The sequence below is a fragment of the Nocardioides sp. genome (assembly GCF_044226765.1).
Classification (GTDB): Bacteria; Actinomycetota; Actinomycetes; order Propionibacteriales; family Nocardioidaceae; genus Nocardioides.
In genome coordinates, this window is sequence record NZ_JBGAGJ010000001.1 from 577,020 (window position 1) to 592,757 (window position 15,738).

The 15,738-nt window shown below is 73.1% G+C and carries 18 protein-coding genes; 9 read left to right on the top strand and 9 right to left on the bottom strand.

Annotation, left to right across the window (positions count from 1 at the left end):
- Positions 1–19 precede the first annotated feature (19 nt).
- The gene (gene purB / locus ACILRH_RS02695) at positions 20–1,450 is read left to right on the top strand and encodes an adenylosuccinate lyase (RefSeq protein ID WP_395690594.1); all 1,431 of its coding nucleotides are present in this window, start codon (positions 20–22) and stop codon (positions 1,448–1,450) included.
- On the opposite strand, the gene ACILRH_RS02700 is transcribed toward purB, so the two are convergent.
- The 3 genes from ACILRH_RS02700 to ACILRH_RS02710 are packed head-to-tail and all read right to left on the bottom strand — an operon-like array spanning position 1,447 to position 4,172.
- Complete coding sequence (locus tag ACILRH_RS02700; RefSeq protein ID WP_395690595.1) at positions 1,447–2,019, bottom strand: carboxymuconolactone decarboxylase family protein; 573 nt, start codon at positions 2,017–2,019, stop codon at positions 1,447–1,449. The genes purB and ACILRH_RS02700 overlap by 4 nt on opposite strands.
- Positions 2,016–3,509, bottom strand: a complete 1,494-nt coding sequence (locus ACILRH_RS02705) for an MFS transporter (RefSeq protein ID WP_395690596.1) — start codon at positions 3,507–3,509, stop codon at positions 2,016–2,018. Before ACILRH_RS02705 ends, ACILRH_RS02700 begins: the two co-directional genes overlap by 4 nt.
- 48 nt (positions 3,510–3,557) lie before the next feature.
- A complete protein-coding gene (locus ACILRH_RS02710) occupies positions 3,558–4,172 on the bottom strand; it encodes a hypothetical protein (RefSeq protein ID WP_395690597.1) in 615 nt (204 codons plus the stop codon).
- Positions 4,173–4,230: 58 nt separating this feature from the next.
- Between ACILRH_RS02710 and ACILRH_RS02715 the strand changes: the two genes are divergently transcribed.
- Positions 4,231–4,809: an antibiotic biosynthesis monooxygenase gene (locus tag ACILRH_RS02715; RefSeq protein WP_395690598.1), complete on the top strand. Its 579-nt coding sequence runs from the start codon at positions 4,231–4,233 to the stop codon at positions 4,807–4,809.
- Here the strand turns inward: ACILRH_RS02715 and ACILRH_RS02720 are convergent.
- Positions 4,806–5,000, bottom strand: coding sequence for a hypothetical protein (locus ACILRH_RS02720; RefSeq protein WP_395690599.1), 195 nt, complete (start codon positions 4,998–5,000; stop codon positions 4,806–4,808). The genes ACILRH_RS02715 and ACILRH_RS02720 overlap by 4 nt on opposite strands.
- A 94-nt stretch (positions 5,001–5,094) precedes the next feature.
- On the opposite strand from ACILRH_RS02720, the gene ACILRH_RS02725 reads away from it, so the two are divergent.
- Entirely contained in the window at positions 5,095–5,985 is an 891-nt protein-coding gene (locus ACILRH_RS02725) for a hypothetical protein (RefSeq protein ID WP_395690600.1), read from the top strand.
- A gap of 111 nt (positions 5,986–6,096) precedes the next feature.
- Here the strand turns inward: ACILRH_RS02725 and ACILRH_RS02730 are convergent, their stop codons facing one another.
- Entirely contained in the window at positions 6,097–7,065 is a 969-nt protein-coding gene (locus tag ACILRH_RS02730; RefSeq protein WP_395690601.1) for a sulfotransferase family protein, read from the bottom strand.
- A 58-nt stretch (positions 7,066–7,123) separates the two neighbouring features.
- Here ACILRH_RS02730 and ACILRH_RS02735 point away from each other — a divergent pair, with 58 nt between their 5' ends.
- The 3 genes from ACILRH_RS02735 to ACILRH_RS02745 are packed head-to-tail and all read left to right on the top strand — an operon-like array spanning position 7,124 to position 10,062.
- Positions 7,124–8,008: a phosphoribosylaminoimidazolesuccinocarboxamide synthase gene (locus ACILRH_RS02735; protein WP_395690602.1), complete on the top strand. Its 885-nt coding sequence runs from the start codon at positions 7,124–7,126 to the stop codon at positions 8,006–8,008.
- Complete coding sequence (locus ACILRH_RS02740) at positions 8,005–8,427, top strand: SRPBCC family protein (protein WP_395691205.1); 423 nt, start codon at positions 8,005–8,007, stop codon at positions 8,425–8,427. The genes ACILRH_RS02735 and ACILRH_RS02740 overlap by 4 nt, the downstream gene beginning before the upstream one ends.
- 57 nt (positions 8,428–8,484) lie before the next feature.
- Complete coding sequence (locus ACILRH_RS02745; protein ID WP_395690603.1) at positions 8,485–10,062, top strand: long-chain fatty acid--CoA ligase; 1,578 nt, start codon at positions 8,485–8,487, stop codon at positions 10,060–10,062.
- A 115-nt stretch (positions 10,063–10,177) separates the two neighbouring features.
- On the opposite strand, the gene ACILRH_RS02750 is transcribed toward ACILRH_RS02745, so the two are convergent.
- Both ACILRH_RS02750 and ACILRH_RS02755 read right to left on the bottom strand, forming a co-directional pair.
- A complete protein-coding gene (locus ACILRH_RS02750; RefSeq protein WP_395690604.1) occupies positions 10,178–10,789 on the bottom strand; it encodes a dihydrofolate reductase family protein in 612 nt (203 codons plus the stop codon).
- A 42-nt stretch (positions 10,790–10,831) separates the two neighbouring features.
- Entirely contained in the window at positions 10,832–11,329 is a 498-nt protein-coding gene (locus ACILRH_RS02755; RefSeq protein ID WP_395691206.1) for a general stress protein, read from the bottom strand.
- A gap of 57 nt (positions 11,330–11,386) precedes the next feature.
- Between ACILRH_RS02755 and purS the strand changes: the two genes are divergently transcribed.
- Positions 11,387–11,638: a phosphoribosylformylglycinamidine synthase subunit PurS gene (gene purS / locus ACILRH_RS02760; protein WP_395690605.1), complete on the top strand. Its 252-nt coding sequence runs from the start codon at positions 11,387–11,389 to the stop codon at positions 11,636–11,638.
- Positions 11,635–12,303, top strand: coding sequence for a phosphoribosylformylglycinamidine synthase subunit PurQ (gene purQ, locus ACILRH_RS02765; RefSeq protein WP_395690606.1), 669 nt, complete (start codon positions 11,635–11,637; stop codon positions 12,301–12,303). The genes purS and purQ overlap by 4 nt, the downstream gene beginning before the upstream one ends.
- 70 nt (positions 12,304–12,373) lie before the next feature.
- Here the strand turns inward: purQ and ACILRH_RS02770 are convergent, their stop codons facing one another.
- Complete coding sequence (locus ACILRH_RS02770) at positions 12,374–13,795, bottom strand: glycoside hydrolase domain-containing protein (RefSeq protein ID WP_395690607.1); 1,422 nt, start codon at positions 13,793–13,795, stop codon at positions 12,374–12,376.
- Positions 13,796–14,025: 230 nt separating this feature from the next.
- Between ACILRH_RS02770 and ACILRH_RS02775 the strand changes: the two genes are divergently transcribed.
- The gene (locus ACILRH_RS02775) at positions 14,026–14,205 is read left to right on the top strand and encodes a hypothetical protein (RefSeq protein WP_395690608.1); all 180 of its coding nucleotides are present in this window, start codon (positions 14,026–14,028) and stop codon (positions 14,203–14,205) included.
- 21 nt (positions 14,206–14,226) lie between these two features.
- Here the strand turns inward: ACILRH_RS02775 and ACILRH_RS02780 are convergent, their stop codons facing one another.
- A complete protein-coding gene (locus ACILRH_RS02780) occupies positions 14,227–15,705 on the bottom strand; it encodes an MFS transporter (RefSeq protein ID WP_395690609.1) in 1,479 nt (492 codons plus the stop codon).
- Positions 15,706–15,738: the final 33 nt, after the last annotated feature.

Below are 15,738 nucleotides of genomic sequence, written 5' to 3' on the forward strand. Positions count from 1 at the left end.
CGTGGGAGGATGGCGTCCCGTGAGCGTCCCGAACGTGCTGGCCACCCGCTACGCCTCCGCCGAGCTGCGGGGGATCTGGTCGCCGGAGCACAAGGTGGTGCTGGAGCGGCAGCTCTGGCTGGCGGTGCTCGAGGCGCAGCGCGACCTCGGGATCGCCGTGCCGGACGGCGTGGTGGAGGACTACCGCGCCGTGGTGGACCGGGGCGAGCAGGGCGTCGACCTGGCGTCGATCGCCGCGCGCGAGCGGGTGACCCGCCACGACGTGAAGGCGCGGATCGAGGAGTTCTCCGCACTCGCCGGCCACGAGCACATCCACAAGGGCATGACGTCGCGGGACCTCACCGAGAACGTCGAGCAGCTCCAGGTGCGGCAGTCCCTCGCGCTGGTCCGCGACCGCGCCGTCGCCGCGCTCGCCCGGCTCGGACGCCTGGCCGCCGAGCACGAGACCACCGTGATGGCCGGGCGCAGCCACAACGTGGCGGCGCAGGCGACCACCCTCGGCAAGCGGTTCGCGACCGTCGCCGACGAGATGCTCGTCGCCCTCCAGCGACTCGAGGAGCTGCTGGCGCGCTACCCGCTGCGCGGCATCAAGGGCCCGATGGGCACCGCCCAGGACATGCTCGACCTGCTCGACGGCGACGCCGACCGGCTGCAGCAGCTCGAGGAGCGGGTCGCCGCCCACCTCGGCTTCGACACGGTGCTCACCAGCGTCGGCCAGGTCTACCCGCGCTCGCTGGACTTCGAGGTCGTCAGCGCCCTGGTGCAGCTGGCGGCGGGCCCGTCGAACCTCGCGACCACGATCCGCCTGATGGCCGGGAACGAGCTGGTCACCGAGGGGTTCAAGGAGGGCCAGGTCGGGTCGTCGGCGATGCCGCACAAGATGAACAGCCGGTCCTGCGAGCGGGTCAACGGTCTCGCCGTGGTCCTGCGCGGCCACCTGTCGATGGTCGGCGAGCTGGCCGGCGACCAGTGGAACGAGGGTGACGTCTCCGACTCCGTCGTCCGCCGGGTGGCGCTGCCGGACGCGTTCTTCGCCGCCGACGGGCTCTTCGAGACCTTCCTGACCGTGCTGGACGAGTTCGGCGCGTTCCCGGCCGTCATCCAGCGCGAGCTCGACCGCTACCTGCCCTTCCTCGCCACCACCAAGGTGCTCATGGCCGCGGTGCGCAACGGCGTGGGCCGGGAGGCGGCGCACGAGGCGATCAAGGAGGCGGCCGTCGGCACCGCGCTCGACATGCGCCGGGGCCAGGCCGAGAACGACGTGTTCGCGCGCCTCGCCGCCGACCCGCGGCTCGGCCTGACCGCCGACCAGCTGGCCGGCCTCGTCGCGGACCCGATCACGTTCACCGGTGCCGCGGTCGACCAGGTGCAGACGGTCGTACGCCGGGTCGCCGAGCTGACCGCGCGGCACCCCGACGCCGCGGCGTACTCGCCCGGCGCGATCCTCTAGGACCGGCCCCAGGTCACCGCGTCCCGCACGGCGGGCGGCGCGGCCTCGCTGAGCTCGGTGTCGGGCACCGCGCCGAGCGCGTCGTTGATCGTCGAGAACGCCAGCCGCAGGGCGGTGAAGGCGGTGATCGCGAAGACCTGGCCGTCGGAGTAGCCCGCGTCGCGCAGTCGCTGCACATCGGCCTCCGTCGTGGCGTTGGGGTCGGTGGCGACCTGCCGCGCCCAGGTGGCGAGCGCCCGTTCGGCGTCGGTGAGCCCGCCGTCACCGCCGGCCAGCACCGAGGCGGCGGCCGCGTCGGTCGCCTCCTCCGCCAGCTTGGTGCCCCAGGCGAGCGAGCAGTAGGGGTCCCCCATGGTCGACGCACAGGCGGTCACCAGCACGGCGCGCTCGCGCATCGTGAGCCCGCCGCGCGCGGCGACGTCGCGGAGCAGGTCGAAGAGGACGTCGTGCGCCTCGGGGTGGTGGGCCCAGGTGCGGCTGAGGTTCATGACGTAGCCGCGGCCGGCGACGTCGGCGTCGTACAGCGCCTGCACCTCGGGGGTGGTGGGTGGCTCCGAGAGGAAGGTCATGCTCCAGTCTGCACCCCGGGGTCGGTGCGCAGCGCCCGGACCGCCATGGTCAGTGACGCGCCGAGGAGGAGCAGCCCGGTCAGCAGCGCGGCCCGCAGCGCCGTGCCGCCGCCGTGCGAGGCGAGCGTGAGCTGGTAGACGGTCATCGCCAGCGCGGCCCCGATGGAGGCGCCGATCCGCTGACCGGTCTGCAGCGCGCCGCCCGCGGCGCCGCCCATCCGCGGCGGGACGTCCTCCAGCGACAGCGTCATGTTGGGCGAGACCACGCCGCCGCCGCCGAGGCCGGCGAGGAACGTGACCGGCACCGCGGCCAACCACAGCCGGTCGGTCGCGACGGCCGGCACCACGAGGGCGACGAGCAGGATGCCGGCCATGATCGTGAGCAGCGCGAGGACGGTGACCTTGCGGTGCAGGTCGGAGACCACCCGACCCGAGAGCGGCGCGGTGATCGCGGAGCCGACCGCGAACGGGCACATCAGCAGCCCGGCCTGCAGCGCGGTCAGCCCGAGGTCCTCCTGGTAGTAGACCGAGAGCACGAGGAAGAACCCCGTGAAGCCGGTGAAGTAGAGCGCGCCGACCGCCACGCCGTTCGCGTAGCCGGGGGTCTGCCGGAGCAGGTCGATGTCGAGGAGCGGCGCGCCGCCGCGGCGTACCAGCCCGAGCTCGCGCCGGACGAAGGCCCAGCCGAGGGGTACGGCGGCCAGCAGGAGCAGCAGCGGCAGCCGGTCGCCGCCCTCGGCCGCGACGGTGGGCAGCAGCACGCACAGCACGGCGGCGCCGAGCAGGCCCGCGCCGAGCAGGTCGAGGTGGGTGCCGGTCTCGTGCTGGTCGCGGGGGCGCTGCGGGACCATCCGGGCGACCGCGACCATCGCCACCAGGCCGATCGGGACGTTGACCAGGAAGATGTAGCGCCAGCCGTGCTCCTCGCCGAACGCGGCGATGATCAGGCCGCCGAGCACCGGGCCGGTGGCCGAGGAGATCGACACGACCAGGCCGAAGAGGCCGAACGCCCGGGCCCGCTCGCGGCCGCGGAAGAGCTGCTGGATCAGCCCGGAGTTCTGCGGCGTCAGCAGCCCGGCGCTCGCGCCCTGCACCAGCCGCCCGACGACGACCCAGGTCGCGGTGGGTGCCAGCCCGACGCCGGCGCTGGCGGCGATGAACCCGGTCAGGCCGACCAGCATCATCGTGCGGCGGCCGTAGGCGTCGCCGAGCCGGCCGCCGGTCACCAGCGTCAGGCCGAAGGCGAGGGCGTAGCCGGAGACCACCCACTGCACCGTGGCCGCGGAGGTGTGCAGGCCGCCCTGGATCGACGGGATGGCGACGTTGACGATCGTCACGTCCAGCAGTGCCATGAAGCCGATCACCAGCGACACCGCGAGGATCCGCCAGCGTCGCGGGTGGGGCTGGTCGTGCCCTGCCTGGTCGTGCTCTGCCTGGTCCTGCGCTGCGTCGGCCTCGTGCTCCCGCGTGACCAGCGGCTCCTCCGTCACCGGGTCAGGGTTCCCGCCGTGCGACGGGGCCATGCCCGGGCGGTCGGCTCAGACGCGGGCGTGACCGCCCCAGTTCGCGAGCTTGGTGGCCACGGTGTGCAGGTCGGCCCGGCGCACCTCGTCGGGGACGGGGGGCAGCACGTCGTCCCACTCGACGGCGTAGGAGCCGCGGATCTGGGCGAAGCCCTCCGGGCGGGCGAAGAACCACACGTGCGTGTGCGCCCCGCCGTCGCCCCAGCGGTTGACGTGCGCCCGGCCGATGCCGGGCAGGCCCTCGATGATCCGGACCAGCCGGCTCGAGATCCGGCCGAGCTCGGAGGCGTGCTCGTCGTCGAGACCGCCGACGTCGACGTGCTCGCGGGTCCAGAGCGTGAGGACCAGCGGCAGTCCGGTCGGCCGTCGGCCGGCCGTGAGCACCCAGTGCTCGTCCTCCCAGACGATGTCGGCCTCGAGCGCCGAGGTGCAGAAGTCGCAGTCGCGGCCGCCCTCCTCACCCGCCCGTGGCTGCTCGGCCCCGGGTTCGAGGAGGACCTTCGGCACGACGGCGCCGTCGACGGCCTCCCAGGGGAACACGTCCCAGCCGCTCATGTCGGGGGCCGGGAGCCGGCCGCCCTCTCCCGAGGCGAGGACTCGCGCGTACATCTCCGCTGCAGACTCCGGCATGGCGACACTCTGCCAAGCCGAGTTGCACGCTCGCCCGGCGGCCCCCAGGATCACGGCCATGGGCGTCCCGGTCACCGTCTCGATCACCCGCACCGTCGCGCCCGAGAACAGCGCGGAGATGCTCGCCTGGATGCGTGCGGGCACCGAGCTCGCGATCCGGTTCGAGGGCTTCCTCGGGTCGGGGTGGGTGCGCCCGGCGCCGGACTCCGCCGAGTGGCACATGCTCTACCGGTTCGCCGACGCGGAGTCGCTCGGCGCCTGGGAGGCGTCGCCCCAGCGCCGCTGGTGGCTCGGCGCCGCCCAGGGGCTGGTGGGCGAGTCGCGCGTCGAGCGCCGTACCGGCATCGAGGGCTGGTTCGACCCGCCCGTGACCCGCGACGTCGAGGACCTCCGCCCGGCTCCGCCCGCCCCGCCGCGGTGGAAGCAGGCGTGCGTGATCTTCCTGGTCTTCTACCCGCTCAGCGTGCTGGCCAACTGGGCCGCCGGCCACACGATCCTCAGCTGGCCGCTGCTGCTGCGGGTGCTCTGCGTGGTGCTGGTGATGACGCCGGTGATGACGTACGTCGCGCTGCCGTGGATCACCCGGCGCATGGAGTGGTGGCTGCAGGGCCGGCCGGCGCCGTGGCGGCGCGCCTAGGGGAGCTCGGCGCGCAGGACCTCGGGGTCCATCACGCCGGCGAGCTGCTCGTCGACCGGGTGCTCGGACGGCCGGTCGGGGAAGTCGTGCTCGTGCGCGATGTGCTCGACCAGCTCGCTCTCGTGGGCCAGCGACTCCGCCGGCGGCTCGTTCGCGACCTCGCTGAAGTCGGGGTGCGGGGCGTCGGGCATGGGCGGACGCTACTCCCGGCGGACACCTCCTGTTCACCTGACCGCGGAACTCGCGACGCCTTTGTCGACTCGGTCACTCGACTATGCTGGGTCCATGTCGGTCGAGACGCTGCCGCCGCTTCCGTCGTACGGCGACGGGGTGCGGGTCGTCGTGCCCGCCCCGAGCGCCGGCCCCGGCAACTGGGCGGGCGCGGCCAGCGCCGTGCTCGTGGACGGCACGTTCTGGCTGACCTACCGGGTGCGGCGACCGCTGTCCGCCGGCCGCGGAGTGACGGTCGTGGTCGCCCGGTCCGCCGACGGCGTGGTCTTCGAACCGGTGGCCGAGGTGCACCGCGCGGCGTTCGGCTGCGAGTCCTTCGAGCGGCCGGTGCTCGTGCCGGTGCCGGGGATCGGCTGGCGCCTCTACCTGTCGTGTGCGACGCCGGGCTCCAAGCACTGGTGGGTCGACAGCCTGACCGCGTCGACTCCCGAGGGGCTGCCCGACGGCGAGCGCCGCGTGGTGCTGCCCGGTGACGAGCAGGTGGCCGTCAAGGACCCCGTGGTCGAGTCGACCGCGGACGGGTGGCGGATGTGGCTGTGCTGCCACCCGCTCACCGACGCGGGCCAGGAGGACCGGATGACGACCCGGCTGCTCACCAGCCCCGACGGCCTGCGGTGGGAGGACCACGGCGAGGTGCTCGCCGGCCGCGCCGGCCGCTGGGACGCCCGCGGGGCCCGGGTCACGACGGTGCTGACCCAGCAGCCCCTGGCCGTCCTCTACGACGGCCGCCCCGACGCCGCCTCGAACTGGTACGAGACGACCGGTGTCGCCCGGTGGGACGGCATCCGTCTGGTCGCCGACGACGAGGACCCGATCGCCTCCCCGTTCTCCGACGGCGCCTGGCGCTACGCCTCCGCCGTCCCACTCCCCGACGGTCGCACCCGTTTCTACGTCGAGGCCGCTCGCCCTGATGGTGCGCACGACCTGGTGACGGTGGTCGTCTGAGTCGTTCGTTTCCCCGGCTGACCGGGGAAATGTGCAGGACACGCCGACGAGCCCCGGCGTGTCTGCACGTTTCCCCTGACGACCCCGCCGGCTCAGGCCGCGCTCACCGGCTCAGGCCGACGCGGACCGCCGCTGGTCGAACGCGCCGCGGCTCTCGGTGGAGAGCCAGTCGGAGAAGTCGTCGCCGGTGAGCCGCTCGAGCAGCCGGACGTCCTCGGTGAAGCCCGGTACCAGCCGCTCCCGCTGCTCGGGCTGCAGGTGCGGGCGCGGGCCGGCGTCCGGACCGGCCAGCCGGGCGACCAGGGGAGCGCTCGCCCGGCGCCACACGTCGGGCCGGACGAACTGCCCGGCCCACGCCCCGGCCCGCACGGCCGGGCCGAGGAACCGCGGGCGCCAGCCGGGCTCGACGTACGCGCGGGCGTTGTCGCGCGGGATGGTGGCGACCGCTCCGGTGGAGATGCCGAGGAACCGGCAGGCCCGGTCGACGGTGCCGCGCGGGTCGTCGACGACGTCGCGGTAGCGCAGCACGAGGACCTGGCGGGGGTCGACGTGCTGGTGGAGGTGCGCCAGCTGCTCGCCGTACAGGCCGAGCTCGCGATAGCGCCAGAACGGCGCCCAACCGGCCCGCACCCGCTCGTCCTGGAGCGCGAACGCCCGTTCGAAGTCGGCCACCGGCTCGAGCCCGTCGGACCACAGGTGCATCCAGTTGGAGTAGGCGCGGTCGATCGGGTCGCGGACCACGGCGATCAGGCGCACGTCCGGCAGCCCCTCACCGATCCGGCGGTGCGCCCCACGGCTCCACAGGTAGAAGGGCGTGCTCTCGCAGCGCACCGACCCCTCGGGTGCGTCGGCGAACAGCGCGGCGTACTCCTCGGCCCGCCAGATCCACTCCCGCTGCGAGTGCGCGTCCCCGGGGCCGCGCCAGGCCGGGGGTGGCGCGCCGTCGCAGAGCCAGTACTTCGGCTCCTTGGGTCGGGAGACGAACACCTCGGGGTGCTGGGCGAGCGCCGCGTGCAGCGCGGTCGTGCCCGCCTTGGGGGCGCCGACGATGAGAAGGTCCGGTCGGGGAGGCCGCTTCACGCAAACCAAAGTAACTCAATCGACAAAGTTGCGAAACCCGCTTCCCTAGAGTGGCTCCGTGCCCGACATCGACCTCCCGGCGGCCCCCGACATCGAGGGCGCGACCCACCTGCACAGCGGCAAGGTCCGCGACCTCTACGAGCTGCCCGACGGCACCCTCCTCATGGTCGCCAGCGACCGAATCTCGATCTTCGACTTCGTCCTGGACACGACGATCCCGGACAAGGGCGAGATCCTCACCCGGATGTCCCTGTGGTGGTTCGACCAGCTCGCCGATCTCGTCCCCAACCACGTGCTCTCGACCGACGTGCCGGCGTCGGTGCGCGGCCGCGCGGTCGTGTGCGAGCGGCTGGCGATGTACCCCGTCGAGTGCGTCGCGCGGGGCTACCTGACGGGGTCGGGCCTGCTGGACTACCGGGCGACCGGCGAGGTGTGCGGCATCGCGCTGCCCGCCGGGCTGGAGGACGGCAGCAGGCTGCCGGAGCCGGTCTTCACCCCGGCGACCAAGGCCGACCTCGGCGAGCACGACGAGAACGTGTCGTACGACGCCGTGGCCGGCACCGTCGGCGCCGAGCGGGCCTCGCAGCTGCGCAGCCTGACGCTCGCGGTCTACGCGCGCGCCGAGTCGGTCGCGCGGGAGCGCGGGATCATCCTGGCCGACACCAAGCTCGAGTTCGGGGCCCGCCCCGACGGCACCACCGTGCTCGCCGACGAGGTCCTCACGCCCGACTCCTCCCGGTTCTGGCCGGCCGACCAGTGGCGCCCGGGGCAGGCGCAGCCGTCGTACGACAAGCAGATCGTCCGCAACTGGGCGCTCTCGCCCGATGCGGGCTGGGACCGCGCGTCCGGCGAGGCGCCGCCGCCGCTGCCCCCCGAGGTCGTCGAGCGCACCCGCAGTCGGTACGTCGAGGCGTACGAGCTGCTCACCGGGGAGCGGTTCTGAGCGCGACGCCGGGCTCGGGGACCGTCTCGTTCCCCGTGGCGCCCGAGGTCGCCTTCGACTACCTGGTCGACCCCGCGAACCGGGCCGCGTGGCAGTCGTCGCTGCGCCGCGTCGAGCACGTGGTCGGGCGGCCGCGCGCGGGGCAGACCTGGGTGGACGTCACGAAGCCCGGCCTGCGCCCCCGGATGCGCACGACCACGTTCGAGCGCCCGACCCGCTGGGCGGAGACAGGGACCTGGCGCGCGGTCACGGCCGACCTCGAGCTGACCTTCGCACCCACCCCGACCGGCTGCGACGTCACCTTCGCCTTCGCCGTCCGGGTGCTCGGACCCGTCGGCCGCGCGTTCACGGCCCTCAGCGTGCCGGCTGTGCGCGCTGACCTGCGACGAGCTGCCGCGATCCTGTCGCGCGGTTCGTGACCGGTGAGTAGGTTGGCGGCGACCCCGCAAGCCGGCTGAGTGATGGAGGGCGCCCCCGTGACGACGTACAACCTGGCGACGCTGCTCGAGAAGAGCGCACAGGACTACCCCGACCGCACCGCTGTCGTGCTGCCGCGACCCGGTGCCGACGCGGCCCGCCTGACCTACGCCGAGGTCGACGCGTTCGCCAACATGGTCGCCAACCTGCTGGTCTCGCGCGGGGTCCAGCCCGGGGACAAGGTGGCGCTCACGTGCCCGAACCTCCCGTTCTTCACCGTCGTCTACTTCGGCATCCTCAAGGCCGGCGCCACGGTCGTCCCGCTGAACGTGCTGCTCAAGGCGCGGGAGGTGGCCTACCACCTCGAGGACTCCGACGCGAAGGCGTACTTCTGCTTCGAGGGCACGCCCGAGCTGCCGATGGGCGAGGCCGGCCACGAGGGCTTCTCCCGGGTCGCCGGCTGCGAGCACTTCTTCGTGATCACCGCCGACCTCGCCGCGCCGTCCCCGATCGAGGGCGTCGAGACGATGGCGCAGGCGATGGGCGGCCAGCCCGCGACGTTCGACACCGTCGCGACCGACGAGGACGACACCGCGGTCATCCTCTACACCTCCGGCACGACCGGCCAGCCGAAGGGCGCGGAGCTGCGGCACCGCAACATGCGCGACAACGCGCTGATGGGCGAGCAGCTCTTCGGTGCGACGGCCGAGCGGCCGGACACCGCGCTGTGCGTGCTGCCGCTCTTCCACTCCTTCGGGCAGACCTGCATCCAGAACGGCGTCTTCGCCTACGGCGGCACCGTCGTGATGCTGCCGCGCTTCGAGGCCCACGCGGCGCTGCGGCTGATGCTGGACGAGGGCATCACCTACTTCGCCGGGGTGCCGACGATGTACTGGGGCCTGCTCGGCGCGCTGGCCGACGACCCCGACATCGACGTCTCGGCGCTCGCCTCGAACCTGCGCGTCGCGACCGCGGGTGGGGCGGCGCTGCCGGTCGAGGTGCACCGCGAGTTCGAGAAGAAGTTCGGCGTGACCATCCTCGAGGGCTACGGCCTGTCCGAGACCTCGCCCGTCGCGTCGTTCTCCCACTACGGCGAGCCGGCCCGGGTCGGCTCGATCGGCACGCCGATCCCCGGGGTCGAGATGAAGCTGATCAACCCCGACTGGAGCGAGGTCGAGGGCGCCGACGAGATCGGCGAGATCGCGATCAAGGGCCACAACGTCATGAAGGGCTACTACCAGCGGCCCGAGGCCACCGCCGAGGCGATCCACGATGGCTGGTTCCGGTCCGGCGACCTCGGCAAGCGCGACGCCGACGGCTGGTACTACATCGTCGACCGGTCCAAGGACATGATCATCCGTGGCGGCTACAACGTGTACCCGCGCGAGATCGAGGAGGTCCTGATGACCCACCCCGACGTCTCGCTGGCCGCCGTCATCGGCGTCCCCGACGAGGTGCACGGCGAGGAGGTCAAGGCCGTCGTCATCCGCCAGCCGGGTTCCTCGCTCACCGAGGACGAGCTGGTCGCCTGGGGCAAGGAGCAGATGGCGGGCTACAAGTACCCGCGCGTCGTCCAGTTCGTCGACTCGCTCCCGATGACCTCGACCGGCAAGATCCTCAAGCGCGAGCTGAGCTGAGGCGCGAAGCGCCGAAGATCAGCTCATCGGTGGTCGAGTAGCCCGGCGCGACTGAGGAACGAAGTCGCGGCGCGGCGTATCGAGACCCGGTGAGCCGATCGCGGACCTCCGGCGACTACCCCACTCGGTAGCGCACGTGCGTCGCGAGCGGTGAGCTCTCGGACTCCACGAGCTCGAGCGACGGCCGCACGCTGCCGTCGAGGAGCCGCTCGCCGGCGCCGAGCACGACCGGGACGACGTCCAGCGTGAGCTCGTCGAGCTCGCCCGCGCCGAGCGCCTGCCGCACCGCCGAGGCGCCCCCGGCGATGTCAACGTCACCGCCCGACGCCGCGCGCGCCAGGCGCAGCGCCTCGTCGAACCCACCGGTCACGAAGTGGAACGTCGTCCCGCCAGCCATCTCGATCGGCTCGTGCTCGTGGTGGGTGAGCACGAAGACCGGGGCGTGGTACGGCGGCTCCTCGCCCCACCAGCCGCGCCACTCCTCGGGCCAGGTGTCCCAGGGGCCGCGCACCGGCCCGAACATGTTGCGCCCCATCACGTAGGAGCAGCCCGGTCGCAGGATCCGGTCGCTCCAGCGGACGTCGACCTCGTGCCGCTCGTCGTCGGGGCCGATGTGCCACCGGTGCAGGGAGATCCCGTCGCGGCCGAGCGGCTGGTCGAGGCTCTGGTCCGGCCCGGCGACGTACCCGTCCAGCGACATCGACAGGTGGGCGGTGGTGAAGGTCATGTCAGCTCCGACCGGGGCGGCGGGCGAGTCTCATCGGTCGCGTCACGCGAACGGGTCGGGCAGCGCGCCCGGCAGCTTCGCGAGCATCTCGCGGGCCTGGGCGGCGACCTTGTGCTCGACCAGCACCTCGTAGCGCGTGGCGACCACTTGGGTCACCGAGGAGAAGTCGCGCTGGCCGCGGGTGAACGCGTAACCCAGCAGCGCCCACACCAGTCCGAAGAGGGCGCCGAGCAGCACGGTGGAGAGGATCATCGCCAGGACGTCCTCGTTGACGAAGAACGAGAAGATCAGGCCGACGAACAGGCCGAGCCAGAGGCCGGAGAGGATGCCGCCGACGGCGACCCGACCCCAGGTCAGCCGCCCGGTGATCCGCTCGACGCGCTTGAGGTCGGTGCCGACGATCATCAGGTGCTCGACCGGGAACTTGTTGTCGCTGAGGAAGTCCACCGCCTTCTGCGCAGCCGCGTAGTCGTCGTACACGGCCAGCGACTGCGGGAACTCCAGGCGCAGCGGGTTCATGCCGGGGATGCCGGAGGACATGCTCATGACGCCAGTGTGCCGCAGCAGGCATGCGCGTCGCCCGATAGGCTGCGGTGCGTGCCTCGCGTAGTCGTCGACGTCATGCCCAAGCCCGAGATCCTCGACCCGCAGGGCAAGGCCGTCCTCGGCGCCCTCCCGCGGCTGGGGTTCTCCGGTGTCACCGACGTCCGGCAGGGCAAGCGGTTCGAGCTCGAGGTCGTCGGCGAGGTGACCCCGGCGGTCCTCGCCGAGGTCGAGAAGATGGCCGGGACGCTGCTCTCCAACCCCGTGATCGAGAACTTCGCGGTGCACGTGGAGGAGTCGGAGTGAGGGTCGGGGTCGTCACCTTCCCGGGCTCGCTGGACGACGTCGACGCGCAGCGCGCGGTCCGCATCGGCGGCCACGAGGCGGTGGCGCTGTGGCACGGCGACCACGACCTGCGCGGCGTGGACGCGGTCGTCCTGCCGGGCGGCTTCTCGTACGGCGACTACCTGCGGTGCGGCGCGATCTCGCGGTTCGCCCCCGTGATGGCCGAGGTCGTGGAGGCCGCGGGTCGCGGCCTGCCGGTCCTCGGCATCTGCAACGGCTTCCAGATCCTCTGCGAGTCCCACCTGCTGCCCGGGGCGCTGATCCGCAACGACCACCGCAAGTTCGTGTGCCGCGACCAGCGGCTGCGCATCGAGAACAACCGCACGCCGTGGACCTCGGCATACGACGAGGGCGCCGAGGTCACCATCGTCCTGAAGAACGGCGAGGGCGGGTTCGTCGCCGACGCCGAGACCCTCGACCGTCTCGAGGGCGAGGGCCGGGTGGTCGCGCGCTACCTCGACGACAACCCCAACGGGTCGCTGCGCGACATCGCCGGCGTGACCAACGAGCGGGGCAACGTCGTGGGCCTGATGCCGCACCCCGAGCACGCGGTCGAGTCGCTCACCGGCGCCGGCACCGACGGGCTGGGCTTCTTCACCAGCCTCGCCGCCGCCGTCCTCTCCTGACCGCCGCACCGGGATAGTCCCTGACGCTCGCGTGGCGATCGGGCCGTCCGGACCACTCGATCGTCAGGGACTATCGCACCCGGCCGGCCATCAGGGCCCTCCAGGTCTGCGTGCTGACCACGCCGGACTGCTCCAGGCGCAGCGACTTCTGGTAGGCCTTCACCGCGATCGTCAGCGTCGCGTCGAAGACGCCGGTGGCGTGCAGCGGTGCCGTCCGCTCGACCGCGGCGTTGAGGGCGCGCTGCACCCGCCGCACGACGGGGCCGGCCGAGCCGTACTTCAGCACCGGGTGGTCGCCGGCCACCAGCAGCGACATCCAGTTGCGGGTCGACCAGGTCGTCGAGACCGGTGCGCCGGTGCGGGCCTGCCAGGCCTGGGCGGCCTGCTGGGTCCCGTTGCCGTAGAAGGAGTTGAGCTTGCCCCGGTACATGCCGGCCTCCTGCAGGAGGCACTGCAGCACCTTGACCGCGCGGCGCGGTGGCTTCTGCGTCTCGTTCGCCGGCACCAGGACGGGGTAGCGGCCCAAGGAGATCCGGACACCGTTGCAGTGCCGCTCGGGCCCACCGACCGAGCCCTGCCCGACGTCGAGGAAGTCGCGGTCGATGTTGATCGTGACGCCGCCCCAGCGCTCGTCGTGCCCGCCCTGGTACTGCTTGACCCGGGCGTGCGGCTGCCAGCCGTCGGCGCGGAGATAACGCGCCTCGGTCGTGGTGTCAGCGCGTCCGTCCCACCGGGCCAGCCAGATCTGGTCGGGCAGCGCGATGCCCGCACGCTCGGTGTAGCGGGCGTCGTCGAGCATCTTGATCCCCGAGCCGGCGCTCGAGTAGACCCCGGAGACGTAGCCGAGCGCCCGGATCTGGGTCGACCAGGCGCTGAGGAAGGCCAGCGCGGACTCGCGGCACCGGCGGTTGCCGAGGTCGAAGCCCTCGAGGTCGTACCAGAGCGTGCTGCCCGGCGTGATGCGCAGCGCGGTGGCGGCGTTGACGGCGCGGCCGGCCTCGGTGCGGCCCTGGCTGCGCGCCCGGCCGTACCAGTTGTTCTTGCCCGGCAGCGGGCTGATCTTGGGGTCGTTGCCGTAGCGCGGGAAGCGCGGCTGGCACGACGCCTGCGGGCCGAGGGTGATCGGCAGGATCCGCCAGCCGCGGGCCAGCTGGGTCTGCACCCAGGTCGCGGTCAGGTTCGGCTGGTCGCGGCAGGCGCGCGACGCCCCGGACATGTAGACGCCCACCGCGAGGAACGGCGAGCTCTGCAGCCAGCGGTCCATCGTCGCCTGGTCGGGCGTGTGGCACTGGTCGAAGCCGTAGCCGGTGAAGTCACCGGGCGTGACGGGGTTGGTGGCCGTGGCCTTGCCCGGTACGGCGGCCGTCCGGCCGGGCCCCTCGGCCACGGCCTGGCCGCCGGTGGTCGCCGTGGTCAGCAGGCCGACGGCGAGCGCGCTCCCGGCGAGGACGGCGAGGGTGCGACGCAGCGGGTGGCGGGCCGGGGGATGCATGGTGGAGCTCCTGGCGAGGGGGGAAGAGCCTCGGTCGAGGTGGCACCACCATAACCTCAGAAATCACATGCGTAACGGGCATCGGGTGGAGTTCCAGCGCTGTAGTTCGTGCTCCGGAGTGCCGCAAGGTCTCCGCAAGAGGTCCGCAAGCCGGTTCCGCCCGGGCTCGGCCGAGAGCACCGTGGACGGATCGGCCCGGTCGTCGGGCCCGTTGCTGGGGGGAGACGCGCATGACCGCCATCGCGAACGACACCTGGAGCACCGAGCCGTTCCTGGGCCTGGTGCCGCACTTCCACGCCGACCCGGTCCAGGGCGGCGTGCCGCTGGTCAGCACCGACGGTCACTGGTGGTGGGACGGCTACGCCTGGACGCCGGCCCCCGTGGAGACGGAGACCGGCGTCCCGGACTGAGCGGCCTGCGGGCCGACGGGGTCAGGCGGCCTCGGCGGCCACCGCCTCGACGAGCTCCTCGGGGGCCTGGACGGCAGGGGCGGGCCGGCGGGTCCGGACCACGACGAGCGTCACGACCCAGGCCACGGCCGCGAAGGTCGCCGAGGTGAGGAACGCCGCCGCCATCCCGGGCACGAGCTGCCCGGGCACCGCGCCGGCGGCGTACACCGACACGATGGCGCCCACGCCCACCGCGCCGCCGAGCTGCTGCGTGGTCTGCAGCAGGCCGGAGGCGGACCCGGCGTGCTCCGGCTCGACGCCGGACAGCACGATCACGGTGACCGGCATGAAGGTCAGGGCCGAGGAGATCCCGGCCAGCGCCATCGGCCCGAAGACCGCGGCCAGGTAGGTGTCGGTGGTGCCGATCGTGCTGAGCCACGCGTAGGACAGCGCGAGCGTGCCGGTGCCGGTGAGCATCATCGCCCGGGGGCCGACCCGGCCGATCAGCGCCGGGGTGACCCGCGAGGTCGCGAAGATGCCGAGGCTGAACGGCAGGAACGCGACACCGGCCATGAGCGGGCCGAAGCCGAGCACGCCCTGGACGTACTGGACGACCAGGAAGAACATCGACAGGTTCGCGCCGAGGAGGAGCGCCATCACGGCCAGCGCGCCGACGCGGTTGCGGTTGCGGACCAGGTGCGGCTGCACCAGGGGGTGCGGGTGCCGCAGCTCGGTCCGGGCGAGCAGCGCGAGCAGCGCGATGCCGACCGCGAAGCCGGTCAGGGTGCGGGCCGAGGTCCAGCCGTGCTCCGGCGTCCCGATCAGGGTCCAGACGAGCGCGACGGCGCCCGCGGTCGCGGTCAGCGCGCCGACGACGTCGAAGCGGCCGGGGCGACGCGGGGTCTCGGTGACGAACCGGGGCGCGAGCAGCACCACGGCGAGCCCGATCGGCACGTTGATGAACAGCGTCCAGCGCCACGAGCCGATGTCGGTGAGCAGGCCGCCGAGGATCAGGCCGATGGACGCGCCGCCGGAGGACACCGCACCGAAGAGGGCGAGCGCGCGGTTGCGGGCGGCCTCGTCGGGCGCGCTCGTGGTCAGCAGGGCCAGGACGCTCGGGGCCGCGAGCGCGGCGCCGACGCCCTGGAAGGTGCGCGCGGCGACGAGCTGGCCCGGCGTCTGGGCGAGCCCGCCCAGGGCGGAGCCGACGGTGAACACGACCAGGCCGGCCTCGAAGACCTTGAGCCGGCCGAAGACGTCACCGAGCCGGCCGCCGAGCAGCAGCAGGCCGCCGAAGGCGAGCGTGTAGGCGTTGAGCACCCACGACAGGGACGCGGGGCCGAAGCCCAGGTCGTCGTCGATGCGGGGGAGGGCGACGTTCACGACGGTCGCGTCGAGCACGATCATCAGCTGCGCGACCAGGACGATCGCGATGCCCGCGGCGGCGCGGCCGGCGTTCGGCGGCAGCTCGGTGGGCAGGGAGGTGTTCGGGGAGGTGTTCGGGGTGGTGCGAGAGGACATGGTGGTGAGTCCTGTTCTGGCCGGGTGGGCCGA